The 12,586-nt window shown below is 69.8% G+C and carries 10 protein-coding genes; 7 read left to right on the top strand and 3 right to left on the bottom strand.

Annotated features, from left to right (window positions below; genetic code table 11):
* The first annotated feature begins 2 nt into the window (after window positions 1-2).
* From ACZ6ZD_RS09045 to ACZ6ZD_RS09030, 4 genes are read left to right on the top strand one after another with little or no spacing between them, the layout of a single operon-like run.
* Window positions 3-1,925, top strand: coding sequence for an acetyl/propionyl/methylcrotonyl-CoA carboxylase subunit alpha (locus tag ACZ6ZD_RS09045; RefSeq protein ID WP_465669949.1), 1,923 nt, complete (start codon window positions 3-5; stop codon window positions 1,923-1,925).
* Entirely contained in the window at window positions 1,922-3,079 is a 1,158-nt protein-coding gene (locus tag ACZ6ZD_RS09040) for an acyl-CoA dehydrogenase family protein (RefSeq protein ID WP_465669947.1), read from the top strand. The genes ACZ6ZD_RS09045 and ACZ6ZD_RS09040 overlap by 4 nt, the downstream gene beginning before the upstream one ends.
* Window positions 3,080-3,092: 13 nt before the next feature.
* On the top strand, window positions 3,093-4,658 hold the full coding sequence (locus ACZ6ZD_RS09035) for a 4-coumarate--CoA ligase family protein (RefSeq protein WP_465669946.1): 1,566 nt from the start codon (window positions 3,093-3,095) through the stop codon (window positions 4,656-4,658).
* Entirely contained in the window at window positions 4,651-5,271 is a 621-nt protein-coding gene (locus tag ACZ6ZD_RS09030; RefSeq protein WP_465669945.1) for a TetR/AcrR family transcriptional regulator, read from the top strand. Before ACZ6ZD_RS09035 ends, ACZ6ZD_RS09030 begins: the two co-directional genes overlap by 8 nt.
* On the opposite strand, the gene ACZ6ZD_RS09025 is transcribed toward ACZ6ZD_RS09030, so the two are convergent.
* On the bottom strand, window positions 5,249-7,312 hold the full coding sequence (locus ACZ6ZD_RS09025; RefSeq protein WP_465669943.1) for an NACHT domain-containing protein: 2,064 nt from the start codon (window positions 7,310-7,312) through the stop codon (window positions 5,249-5,251). The genes ACZ6ZD_RS09030 and ACZ6ZD_RS09025 overlap by 23 nt on opposite strands.
* 87 nt (window positions 7,313-7,399) lie before the next feature.
* Here ACZ6ZD_RS09025 and ACZ6ZD_RS09020 point away from each other — a divergent pair, with 87 nt between their 5' ends.
* Window positions 7,400-8,842 (top strand): MDR family MFS transporter, encoded by a 1,443-nt coding sequence (locus ACZ6ZD_RS09020; protein WP_465669941.1) that lies wholly within the window; start codon window positions 7,400-7,402, stop codon window positions 8,840-8,842.
* On the opposite strand, the gene ACZ6ZD_RS09015 is transcribed toward ACZ6ZD_RS09020, so the two are convergent.
* On the bottom strand, window positions 8,839-9,426 hold the full coding sequence (locus tag ACZ6ZD_RS09015) for a hypothetical protein (RefSeq protein ID WP_465669939.1): 588 nt from the start codon (window positions 9,424-9,426) through the stop codon (window positions 8,839-8,841). The two genes, ACZ6ZD_RS09020 and ACZ6ZD_RS09015, sit on opposite strands and share 4 nt — an antisense overlap.
* A gap of 39 nt (window positions 9,427-9,465) precedes the next feature.
* On the opposite strand from ACZ6ZD_RS09015, the gene ACZ6ZD_RS09010 reads away from it, so the two are divergent.
* The gene (locus ACZ6ZD_RS09010) at window positions 9,466-10,473 is read left to right on the top strand and encodes a GNAT family N-acetyltransferase (RefSeq protein ID WP_465669937.1); all 1,008 of its coding nucleotides are present in this window, start codon (window positions 9,466-9,468) and stop codon (window positions 10,471-10,473) included.
* A 386-nt stretch (window positions 10,474-10,859) separates the two neighbouring features.
* On the opposite strand, the gene ACZ6ZD_RS09005 is transcribed toward ACZ6ZD_RS09010, so the two are convergent.
* Window positions 10,860-11,048 carry a hypothetical protein gene (locus tag ACZ6ZD_RS09005; RefSeq protein ID WP_465672708.1) on the bottom strand — a complete coding sequence of 63 codons (189 nt, stop codon included), beginning with the start codon at window positions 11,046-11,048 and terminating at the stop codon, window positions 10,860-10,862.
* Between the two features lie 214 nt (window positions 11,049-11,262).
* On the opposite strand from ACZ6ZD_RS09005, the gene ACZ6ZD_RS09000 reads away from it, so the two are divergent.
* Window positions 11,263-12,579 carry an XRE family transcriptional regulator gene (locus ACZ6ZD_RS09000; RefSeq protein WP_465669935.1) on the top strand — a complete coding sequence of 439 codons (1,317 nt, stop codon included), beginning with the start codon at window positions 11,263-11,265 and terminating at the stop codon, window positions 12,577-12,579.
* The last annotated feature ends 7 nt before the right edge of the window (window positions 12,580-12,586 follow it).

Below are 12,586 nucleotides of genomic sequence, written 5' to 3'. Positions count from 1 at the left end.
GCATGTTCTCTTCGGTGTTGGTGGCCAATCGGGGTGAGATCGCTCGTCGGGTTTTCCGGACTGCGCGTTCGCTCGGGTTGTCGACGGTGGCTGTTTATTCGACTGCGGACGCCGAGGCGCCGTTCGTGGATGAGGCGGATGCGGCGGTGCTGCTGCCGGGGAATGCGCCTGGTGACACGTATCTGCGGGGTGAGCTGATTGTGGCGGCGGCGCTGCGGGCGGGGGCGGACGCCGTCCATCCGGGGTATGGGTTCTTGTCGGAGAACGCGGGGTTCGCGCGGGCGGTGGTGGATGCCGGGCTGACGTGGATCGGGCCGCCGGTGGATGCGATCTCGTCGATGGGGTCGAAGATCGAGGCGAAGAAGCTGATGGCGGCGGCTGGGGTACCGGTTCTTGCTGAGCTGACGCCGGCTGAGGTGTCGGCTGCTGACCTGCCGGTGTTGGTGAAGGCGTCGGCGGGTGGTGGTGGGCGCGGGATGCGCGTGGTCTCGCGGCTGGAGGATCTGGCGGCTGAGATCGACGCTGCTTCCGCTGAGGCGTTGTCGGCGTTCGGCGATGGGACGGTGTTCTGCGAGCGGTACTTGGCCGCTGGCCGGCACATCGAGGTGCAGATCATGGCTGATCAGCACGGGACGATCTGGGCTGTTGGCGAGCGGGAGTGCTCGATCCAGCGGCGGCATCAGAAGGTGGTCGAAGAAGCGCCGTCGCCGTTGGTCGAGCGGATTCCGGCGATGCGGCCGTTGTTGTTCGACGCTGCTCGTAAGGCGGCTGCGGCGATCAACTACGTGGGTGCGGGGACGGTCGAGTTCCTCGCCGACGAGTCGGGCCAGTTCTACTTCCTGGAGATGAACACGCGGCTGCAGGTCGAGCATCCGGTGACCGAGGAGACGACCGGGCTGGATCTGGTCGAGCTGCAGTTCGCCGTCGCCGCTGGTGAGCGTCTCCCGCCGGAGCCGCCGCCGACTGTCGGTCACGCGATCGAGGTCCGCCTCTACGCCGAGGACCCGCAGAACGATTGGCAACCCCAGACGGGGCTGCTCCATCGGGTGGCCTTCGACGGAAACTTTGCGTCTCCTGGAGCCACAAAGTTTCCGCGTAGCGGGTTGCGCATCGACTCGGGGGTTGAGGGTGGGTCGGTGGTTTCGGCTTATTACGACGCGATGTTGGCGAAGGTGATTGCTTACGGCACCGATCGGGCGGGGGTGGCTCGGCGGTTGGCTGGGGTTCTGGAGCGGGCCGCGATTCACGGGGTGGGGACCAATCGGGAGTTGCTGGCTTGGGTGCTGCGGCATCCGGCGTTCCTTGCGGGGGAGACGGATACGGCGTTCTTCGAGACGCATGGGGTGGGCGCGCCGGCTGATGAGGGCGCGGTGCGGCTGGCCGCGTTGGCGGCGGCGCTTGCCGATGCGGCTGGACGGCGGAACGGGTTGCCCAGCGGGTGGCGGAATCTGGCGTCGCAGCCGCAGCGGAAGAGCTACCGGGTCGGCGAGACGACGTACGACGTCGAGTATCGGCTGACCAGGGACGGGCTGGTGGTGGACGGCGACGTCCGGTTGCTGGCGAGTTCACCCGACCGGGTGGTGCTGGAGGTGGACGGCGTCCGGCGGGTGTTCGAGGTGGCGGCGTACGACGGGCTCGTCTGTGTGGGGCCGATCAGTCTGGTGCCGGTGCCGCGGTTCGTGGATCCGTCGACGCGGATGGCGGCGGGGTCGCTGGTGGCGCCGATGCCGGGGACGGTGATTCGGGTGGGCGTTGCGGTGGGAGATGCCGTGAAACAAGGGCAGCCGCTGCTGTGGGTCGAGGCGATGAAGATGGAACACGTGATCGCGGCGCCGGCCGACGGAGTGGTCGAGGCGCTGAAAGTCGAGGCGGGTCAACAGGTCGAGGTCGGCGCCGTACTGGCGGTCGTTGGGGAGGAAGCATGAGCTTTGTCGAGTCCGAGGAGCGTCAGGCGCTACGGAAGGCCGTTGGCGAACTGGGGAAGAAGTACGGGTACGCCTGGTTCGACGAGCAGGCGCGGAGCGGCGGGAACACGACCGAGCTGTGGCTCGAGGCCGGCAAGCTCGGGTATCTCGGCGTCAACCTGCCGGAGGAGTACGGCGGGGGCGGCGGCGGGATGGGCGATCTGTCGATCGTGCTGGAGGAGCTCGGCGCGGCCGGCTGCCCGCTGCTGATGATGGTCGTCTCGTCGTCGATCGTCGGCACGGTGATCGCCCGGTTCGGGACCGGTGAGCAGAAGCAGCGCTGGCTGCCGGGGCTGGCCGACGGGTCGACGACGATGGCGTTCGCGATCACCGAGCCGGACGCCGGATCGAACTCGCACAACATCACCACGACGGCCCGGCGGACCGAGGACGGCTGGTCGCTGACCGGGCGGAAGGTCTACATCTCCGGCCTGGACGTCGCGCAGGCCGTGCTGGTCGTCGGTCGCACCGAGGACGCCCGGACCGGCAAACTCAAACCCGCGCTGTTCGTCGTCCCGACCGATGCGCCCGGGGTCGAGTTCCAGCAGATCGAGATGGATCTGATCAGCCCCGACAAGCAGTTCACCCTCTTCCTGGACGACGTCCAGCTGCCGCGCGAGGCGTTGGTCGGCGCCGAGGACGCCGCGCTGATGCAGCTCTTCGCCGGGCTGAACCCGGAGCGGATCATGGCGTCGGCGTTCGCGCTCGGCATCGCCCGGCACGCGCTCGGCAAGGCCCTCGCCTACGTCAAGGAGCGTCAGGTCTGGAAGACCCCGATCGGCGCGCATCAAGGCATCGCGCACCCGCTGGCCCAGGTCAAGATCGAGCTCGAGCTGGCCCGGTTGATGATGCAGAAGGCGGCCGCGCTGTACGACGCCGGCGACGACCTCGGCGCGGGCGAGGCCGCGAACATGGCCAAGTACGCCGCCGGCGAGGTCGCCGTCCGGGCCACCGACCAGGCCGTCCAGTCACTCGGCGGGAACGGGATGACCAAGGAGTACGGCGTCGCCGCGCTCTCGGTCGCCGCGCGGGCGATCCGGATCGCGCCGGTCAGCCGCGAGATGATCCTCAACTTCGTCGCCCAGCACAGCCTTGGTCTGCCCAAGTCCTACTGAAAGGCCGCCCCCGATGATCATCACCAGCCAGTTCCCGCCCGTCGAGATCCTCGATCTGCCGCTGCACGAGGCCGTGCTCGGCCGCGCCCAGGAGTTCGGCGATCGGCCCGCGCTCGTGGACGGCGTCAGCGGGCGCGAGCTCAGCTACGCGCAGCTGGACGGGATGACCCGGCGGGTCGCGGCCGGGCTGGCCGAGCTCGGCATCCGCAAGGGTGACGTGATTGCGCTCTACAGCCCGAACACGATCCTCTACCCGGTCGTCTTCTACGGCGCCACCCGCGCGGGCGCGACCGTGACCACGGTCAACGCGCTCTACACCGCGGACGAACTGCACAAACAGCTGCTCGACTCCAAGGCCAAGCTGCTGGTGACGATCTCGCTGTTCCTGCCGGTCGCGACGGCCGCGGTCGAGGGGACCGACGTCACCGAGATCTTCGTCTGTGATCAGGCCGAGGGGTACCGCTCGGTGCTGGAGCTGGTCGCGTCGACCGCGCCCGAGCCGACGGTGATGATCGACCCGGCGTCCGATGTCGCCGTCCTGCCGTATTCGAGCGGGACGACCGGCGCGGCCAAGGGCGTGATGCTGACGCACCGGAACATCGCGACCAACCTCGCGCAGGCGGAGGCGACGTTCTCGATGGGTGCGGGCGAGCGGATCATCGCGATCCTGCCGTTCTTCCACATCTACGGGCAGTCGGTGTTGATGAACCTGCCGTTCCGGTTCGGCGCGACGGTCGTCGTCCTGCCGAAGTTCGACCTGCAGCAGTTCTTGACCGTGCTCGACGAGCAGAAGATCACGCGGGCGTTCGTGGCGCCGCCGATCGTGCTGGCGCTGGCGAAACACCCGGCGGTGGACGGCGTGGACCTGTCGGCGTTGAAGTATCTGACGTCGGCCGCGGCGCCGCTGGATGCGGAGCTGGGCGACGCGTGCGCGAAGCGCCTCGGGCTGACGTCGGTCCTGCAGTGCTACGGGATGACGGAGCTGTCGCCGGGGACGCACGCCGTCCCGCAGGACGAGCCGAACCCGCCGGCCGGCGCGGTCGGATTGTTGTTCCCGTCGACCGAGCAGCGGATAGTTGGCGCCGATGGCAACGATGTGCCGGACGGCGAGGTCGGCGAGGTGTGGATCCGGGGACCGCAGGTGATGAAGGGCTACCTGGGCCGGCCCGCAGAGACCGACGCGACCGTGGACGCCGACGGCTGGTTGCACACCGGGGACCTCGGGCGGGTCGATGAGCGCGGCTACCTGTACGTCGTGGATCGGGTCAAGGAGCTGATCAAGTACCACGGGTATCAGGTGCCGCCGGCGGAGCTGGAGGCTGTCCTGCTGACGGATCCGCGGATCGCGGACGCGGCGGTGATCGGCGTCCAGGAGGAGGGCAACGAGGTGCCGAAGGCGTTCGTGGTGCCGACTCCGGGGTCAGGGCTGACGGAGGCCGACGTCCTGGAGTACGTGGCGGCGCGGGTGGCGCCGTACAAGAAGGTGCGGCAGGTGGAGTTCATCGAGGCGGTGCCGAAGGCGGCGTCCGGGAAGATCCTGCGGCGTGAGCTGCGAGCTCGCGAGGCCGCTCGTGAGTGATGCCCTCCTGCGGGAGCCGCAACAGGACCGGAGCCGGGCGACTCGGCAGCGGCTGCTCGAAGCCGCGGTCGAGTCACTGGCCGAGGTCGGGTACGCCGCGACCACGGTCAGTGTGGTCGCGGCACGGGCCGGAGTGTCACGGGGAGCCGCGCAGCACCACTTCCCGACCCGGGCCGACCTGTTCGCGGCCGCCGTCGAGTACATGACGGAGGTCCGGCTGGCCGAGATCCGTGCGCAGGCTGGGCGGCTGCCGAGCGGACCGGGCCGTACGGAGGCCATCGTCGGCATGCTCGCGGAGGTCTACACCGGGCCGCTCTTCCGGGCCGCCCTGCACCTCTGGGTCGCTGCGTCGACCGAGGACAGCTTGCGCGAGCAGATCGTCCGGCTGGAAACCCACGTCGGTCGGCAGGCGCACCGCGCGCTCCTCGACGTACTGGATGTTTCGGAGCGGACGCCGGGCGTTCGGGAGACTGTCCAAGGCGTACTGGACATGGCACGCGGTCTGGGCCTCGCTGGGCTGCTCTCGGACGACAGCGCGCGCCGGCGCGGCATCGTCCGGCAGTGGAGCCGCATCCTCGATCGCGTTCTGCTCAGCGGGCCTGTCGACGAGTGATCTTCACCGCCAGTTCCTCTGGGTCGCAGTCGGCCAGGTAGTCGCGGACCAGCAGGTGGATGAAGGCGTACTCGCCGGGGGCGGTGCGGGCGAGGACGAAGCGGTCGGCGGCGTACCGGAGGAAGGCGCCGCGGCGCCAGGGGAGGTAGCCGGCCCAGCAGAGCAGTACGTCGTACAGGACGCGGTAGACCGGTCCGGCGTGGAGCGCCGTGCGTCGCATCACGCCCATGGCGAAGAAGCCGATCAGCAGACCCGGTAGGACGGTCAGCTCGGTCGGTGCGAAGCCGGCACCGAGTAGTACGGCGAGGAGCAGACCGACTGCACCGCCAGCACCGGCCCACGGTGCCAGCCGCCAGCGTGACCCGCTGCCCGCAATCGCCTGCCAGAACGTCGGCAAGCGGGTCAGGACCCGGATGCACCATCCGGCCAGCAGACCGATCTCCAACCCGGTCGCGAATCCGACTGCGGTCGGGAGCAGCTCGATCAGGCCCGTGAACGCGGTGAACAGGACGACGCTGACCGCAGTGCCGGCGACTGCGCACAGAACGAGGGCCAGGAGCTGCCGCCGGTCGAGGCGAGCCGCCACCCCACCGGCAAACGGCCAGCGGCAGGCCAACAGCACGGCTGGCACCGCAACGGCCAGCCCGGTCAGGACGCCGTACTGCGCCGCCAGCACGACCGTCGAACCAGCAACCAGTCCAGTGAGCAGCGCGGGCAGGCAGATCGCATGGAGGAGGTAGACGACGTCCGGCTGAAGCAGTCCATCCCGGCCGTCTGAGTTGGGCCAGCGTGGCACCACGACCTGTGCGCCCAGCCGCTCCGCCGTCCGGCTGGCGAGGGTCCGGAGCGCGCGGACGGCGGTGCGCGCGTCGTACTGGCGACTGTTCGGACGACGGCGGGCCAGCACTTCGACGATGAACGTGTCGAAGAGATCGCGGCGGACGTCGGTGCCGGCCAGCTCCTCGGGCGCACGGTCCTGGTAGGCGAGGAGCAGCACGTTCAGCATCAGCGGCGAGGTGACGAGGTCCCAGAGCTCCTCGTCCTGCTCGATCGCTGCGCGGGCGCCGTCCAGCTCGGGTCCGACGGCGGCGAAGTAGTCGAGGACCTGTTGTCTGCTGAGCGGTCTGATGTGGACGGCGCCGTTCAGCGTGAGCTTGTTGGTGAGCTGGTCGTAGTCGTGCGTGCGGCAGGTGACTGCGAGCTGGACGACTCGGTAGTTGACCCGCAGGTCGTGCAGCACTCCGGCGAACTTCTCCCGGTGGTTGGCGTCGATCTCGTCCAGCCCGTCGAGCAACAGGGCGAGGTCACCGCGCAACAACCAGATCCGGCCGACCGCGGGCGGAATGCCGTACCGCGCGTCCAGCTCGGTCAGCAGCCAGTGCACGAACCCAGCCAGCAGCGGGCTGTCCCGCGGGTGGTCCTCCGGATTCCGCGACACCGCGCCGCCCCAGCTGCTCAGGTCGAGCAGCACCGGAATCGGTTGACTCGGATCGGCCTGAGCCCGCGCCGTCAGCGCCCGCGCGAGCCTGGTCAGCAGCGTCGTCTTCCCGGCGCCGGGCGCGCCCAGGATCAGCATCGCCTCCTGCAGCGAGTCGAACACCACCGCGATGTCGGCGTCGTCCGGCAGCTCCAGCGGCGCGCTGTCGATCGGCTGCACAGTCAGGTCGTACGGCCGAACAACCTCCTCCGGACGCCGATCCAGCGCGAGCGCCACCCGAGTCCGCGCGGCCAGCGACACCGCGACCCGCTGATTCAGATAGGCATCGACCCGTGTCAACGCGTTGGGCCGGTTCCGCGGCTGATCGGCCGACCGGCTGGAGATCGCCGGCCGCCGTCGACTCCGCACCTCGCCCAGCCCGGCGCCGATCGCCACCAGCCAGAGCACCCCGATCACCGGCCAGGTCCACCCGACATAGGGCGCCAGGAACCCCGGCGCCGTCCCTCCGGTCCCCACATTGATCGCGATCGGCAACAAGACCAACGTCAGCGACACCGTCACCACGAGCACGACAGCCCGCAGCAACCCCTCGGGGATCCTCACGCCCCGGAGCGTAGCGGTCCGGGCGCGTTCCGGCTCGTGGATCGGGCTGCCGGAGTTGTTCAACGATCACGTAAGTTGACCTTTGTCATGACTGCTGAGCGGATCGATCCCACCGGTGTCGGGCTGCGGTCGGAGCGGGGCCCGGTCCTGCTCGCGGTGATGTTGAGCACCGGGCTGGTCGCGCTGGACGCGACCATCCTGGCGACCGCCGTACCATCGGTCGTCGAGGACCTCGGCGGGTTCACGCAGTTCCCCTGGCTGTTCTCGATCTATCTGCTGGCGCAGGCCGTCTCGGTGCCGATCTACGGCAAGCTGGCCGATCTGCGCGGCCGCAAGCCGATGATCCTGTTCGGGGTCACGTTGTTCGTGGTCGGCTCGGTGCTCTGCGGGTTCGCCTGGAGTATGCCGTCGCTGATCGCGTTCCGGCTGATCCAGGGGCTCGGGGCGGGGGCGATCCAGCCGATCGGGATGACGATCATCGGCGATATCTACACGGTCGCCGAGCGGGCCAAGGTGCAGGGCTACCTGGCCAGCGTCTGGGGGATCTCGTCGTTCGTCGGGCCGACACTCGGCGGCGTCTTCTCCGACTACATCTCCTGGCGGTGGATCTTCTTCGTCAACGTCCCGCTCGGGGTCGCCGCGGCGATCGTGCTGCGGCGGCGCTTCCAGGAGCAGGTGATCGAAAAGACCAGACACCGGATCGACTACGCCGGGGCCGTGCTGCTCGCGGTCGGCGGCTCGCTGCTGCTGCTCGGCCTGCTCGAGGGCGGCGTGATGTGGGCCTGGGACTCGCCGACGAGTATCGCGATCCTGACCGTGGCGGTGCTGCTGATCGTGGCGTTCGCGTTCGTCGAGCGCCGGGCCGCGGAGCCGATCCTGCCGCCGTGGGTGCTGAGTCGCCGGGTGCTGAACGCGGCCAACGCGACGGCGTTCCTGATCGGGCTGCTGATGATGGGCCTGTCGACGTATGTGCCGGTCTTCGCCCAGGGCGTGCTCGGGACGTCGGCCCTGGTCGCCGGCTTCGCGCTGGCCGCGATGACGATCGGGTGGCCGATCTCGGCGTCCCTGTCCGGGCGGATCTACCTGCGGCTCGGGTTCCGCTCGACGATGCTGATCGGTACGGCGTTCGTCGTCCTCGGCTCCGCCGTCCTCTGGACGGTCGGTCTGCACAGCACCGTCTGGCACCTCGCGGCTGCCTGCTTCGTGATCGGCGTCGGCCTCGGCTTCTCGTCGGCCCCGGCAGTCGTCGCCGCGCAGTCCTCGGTCGACTGGCAGCACCGCGGCGTCGTCACCGGCGCCAACATGTTCGCCCGCTCGGTCGGCAGCGCAGTCGGCGTCGCCGCCTTCGGTGCAGTCGCCAACGGCGAGATCGCCGCCCGCCTCGGCGGAGCACACGCCGACCTCGAGAACGTCCCCGGCACCGTCCTGGCTCCCGCCGTCCACGCCGTCTTCGTCGGAGCCGCCGGCGCCGCCGTCCTCCTGGTCGTCGCCGTCCTCTTCATGCCGAACCGCCTCAAGCAACCGGCCTAACCCGGCAGCGGCCCAGCCACCGCCAGCCAGATCCCCAGCCCGACGAGCACGATCCACACCGGCCACAACGCCTTGCCGATCAGCGCCCGAGGCCGCGGCGGAAGCGGGCTGCCTGCGACCTTGCCCGCGATCAGGTACACGATCAGCACGACGCCGAACATCGTCAGGACGGTGCCGACCGCTGCGCCCCACCCGTACCCGAGCGGCAGTGCGTCGGCCCACACCTCCCCGAAGATCTGCTCCTCGGAGGGGCCCCGGTGACCGGTCCTCAGCATCGCCGACGACGCCCCGATCGCCAGCGCCGTCGCCCCGACGACCTTGTGTACGGACGGCGGCACGCGCTCACCGAACCGGAGCAGCGCCGAGATCACCAGCATCGGTACCCCGACCCAGGCCCACCCCAGCAACCGCAACGTCAGCTCGTCATGCCCAACCTGCCCACCGACCCACCCGACCACATCCTTGACGAACCAGCGCCCGCCAACCGCTGCGACCAGCAACGTGACCATGAACGTGACGGCCGCCGCCGTCCCCCACCGTCCCTGCGCCGCCGCAAGCCCGGCGACAAATGGTCTGTTCCGCATGCGGGCACTCTGCCAGCCGGCCGGGCTAAGTTGCGTCACATGCGTGCTGTGGACTGTGTCGGAGCCCTGATCCAAGACCGGTACGGCCGGATCTATGTACATCGCCGGTCACCGGACCGCCGGCTGTTCCCCGGGCTGTGGGACGTCGTCGGCGGGCATCTTGAACCGGGGGAGACGGCGGAGGAGGCGTTGCGGCGGGAGGTCGCGGAGGAGACGGGGTGGACCGTCCGGGAGATCTTGGCGACGGTGGCCGACTGGGAGTGGGAGCACGACGGACGGGTTCGGCGCGAGCTCGACTACCTGGTGACTGTGGACGGCGACCTGGACCAGCCGCGGTTGGAGGTCGGGAAACACGACAGGTCCGCCTGGGTCGGTCCCGACGAGCTGGAACTGCTGATGGTCGGCCGGACGGACGGCGACCGACGGCTGCGGGACGTCGTGGCGTCCGCCGTCCGGACCCGGATGACCGACCGGCTCCGGCTGGAGCCGATCACCGGACCTGGTCCGGTCCTGACCGGACATGGACCGGACCTCGTCCGCCTGTTCGCCGATCCGTGGGTGGCGCAGTGGTACGGCGGCGCCTGGTCGGGTGAGGTGGCCGCGGAGCGGGCGGCCGAGCTGGGTGCGGCCTGGGAACGTGACGGCGCGAGCAAGTGGATCGCGTACGAGCGGTCCACCGGCGAGCTCGCCGGTCGGGGAGGGCTCTCGCGGTTGCCGGCGGGCTCGACCGTGACCACGGCCATCGAAGCGCTGGCGGGCCCCGAGTGGAGCGTCGACCGGCTGGAACTCGGCTGGGCGCTGGTCGAGTCGGCGCGGGGGCGCGGGCTGGCGACCGAGATCGGTCGAGCGGGGCTGGAGTTCGCGTTCGAGACGCTGGGCGCACGCTCGGTGATCGCTTTCACCGAGCGTCACAACCAGGCCTCCCGCGCGGTGATGGAGCGGCTCGGAATGGCGTTCGCCGGTGAGATCACGGCGGAGGGCTGGATCGCCGGCGTCCTCGGCGTCCAGCCGGAAGCGCCGTTCGCGGTCTATCTGGCCCGGACATGAGAGTGGCTCCGCTGTGTGACCGCCCAGGCGCGGCGGTCACACAGCGGAGCCGACCACCTCAGGGGGTGGTTCCTGGTGAGGTGTCAGGAACCACCGGTGGTGTCCTACCGCCCAGGACACTCGGCCCCGGCCCTGGCCCGAGGTGTCGGCCAGGAGGTGGTGGTTGGAACGGCTGGGCGGCGGCGATACAGGGACTCAACCGCCAAGCCCAGCCGGGCTGTTGGGCGGTGTGGTCCGGGGCTGAGGAGTGCCCCGGACCACACCTGTGGTTTCGTCCGGTGCTGAGGAGTGCGCCGGACCTTCACAGAAGCCGAACCCTGAGCGTGAGGAGCCCCCAGGGTGCAGCGAACCGGGTCTGAGGAGGACCCGGACATCAAATGGGTGTTTCAGTCGGTGCTGTCGAGCGGGCCGAGCAGGTCGTTGGTGACTTTCAGACCGGCGAAACGGCGGCGCATCGCCTGCTCGTAGCGGGCCGCCAGCGGCGCCTCCGCGACGTACTGAGCGATCACGTGCTCGCCGAACCAGACCCGAACTCGCCTTCGGTGCTGTCTCGACGTGATTTCCGCGATGGTCACTGCCACTCACCCCGTAACTCTGAGCCCTTGCAACCAGTTGGACTTACTGGTTGTCATGGCAGTAATGGTGCACGAGCCCAACGTGACCGCTCTAGGACCTGAAGAGGACCTTTGCCGGACCTCTCGAGGACCTCTGGCGGACATCTGGGGGACAGCACCTTGTCGTGGGGCATGAGTCGAGACAACGTCTGTTCTGACGTGAACGGGAGGAACGATGGCGGCGAGGTTGGCGCCTAAGACGGTCCTGGCGCACTTGATCCAGCGCCGGAACCAGACCTACTCCGAGATCGTCGCCGAGTTCGTCGAGCTGGGTGGAACCATCACCGAGCGGCACCTGCGGCGTCTCGCATCGGGCGAGCGGGCAGGCACCACTCCACAGACCCGGCGCACCCTGCAACGCATGTTCGGAAAGCCGGTCGAGGAGCTCCTCGCGCCGTACGTCCCCGAGCAGCCGGCCCCGCAGTACACGGGGGGCCAGCAGGTGGTGCCGGCCCCTGCCGCGAGTGGACGGATCACGACAGGTACTGAGATGGAGGTTCTCGACATGGCTGCCAGCCGAGCGAGGGCATTTGCCCTTGCGGCCCAGTCCGGTCTCGGAAGCGAGGCCATGGAACAGGTGTACGACGACGTTCGCCACGTCGCGAAGGCGTACCCTCAGCGCCCACTCCCGGAGATCCTCGGCCAGCTGGTCGAGACCCAGGACCTGGTGTTCGCCCTGCTGGAGAGCCGGCAGCGCCCGGAGCACCTGCGGCAGCTCTACTTCCTCGGCGGGGTGACCGGCGGCCTGCTCGCCAAGGCCTCGCACGACCTCGGTAACCCGCACGCCGCCCTCACCCAGGCCCGGACGGCGTTCCTCTGCGCCGACAACGCCGACCACCACGGTCTGCGCGCCTGGGTCCGCGGTCTGCAGTCGCTGGTCTCCTACTGGGCCGGCAACCCGCACGACTCGGTCCGCTACGCGCAGCTCGGCGCCGGGTACGCCGAGCAGGCGAACAGCACGACCAGCGTCTGGCTCCCGGTCAGCGAGGCCCGGGCGTGGGCCGCGCTGGGCAACCCGGAGGCCACCCGGGCCGCGCTCGAGCGCGCCGAAGAGGCCTGGAACACGGTTCGCCACGACGACCTGGACGAGATGGGCGGTCTCTGCACCTTCGGCCGGAACCGGCAGCTGTACTACGCGGCCGACGCGCTGGCCTGGTTGCCGGGCGAGGCCGAGCAGGCCGAGCAGTACTCGCGGCAGGCCGTCGACGCCTACAACGACCCCAACCACCCGGAGTGGGCCTTCGGCGACGCCGCCGGCAGCCAGGCCGCGATGGCGATCAGCCGGATCGCCAGCGGTGAGCTGGACGGCGCGGCCGACGCGATCGCTCCGGTCCTCGACCTGCCGACCGAGCGCCGGATCAACGGCGTCGTGCACTCGGCCCGCCGGGTCCACAACGCGCTCCGCGCCTCCGGGCACGCGAGTGACGCCCGCGAGCTGCAGGAAGAGATCGAGACCTTCACCAGGACACCGGTCCAGACGCTCGCCCGCTGACCCGGCT

It is taken from the genome of Kribbella sp. NPDC104218, from assembly GCF_055584105.1.
This window is presented reverse-complemented; position numbering and strand designations above follow the sequence as displayed.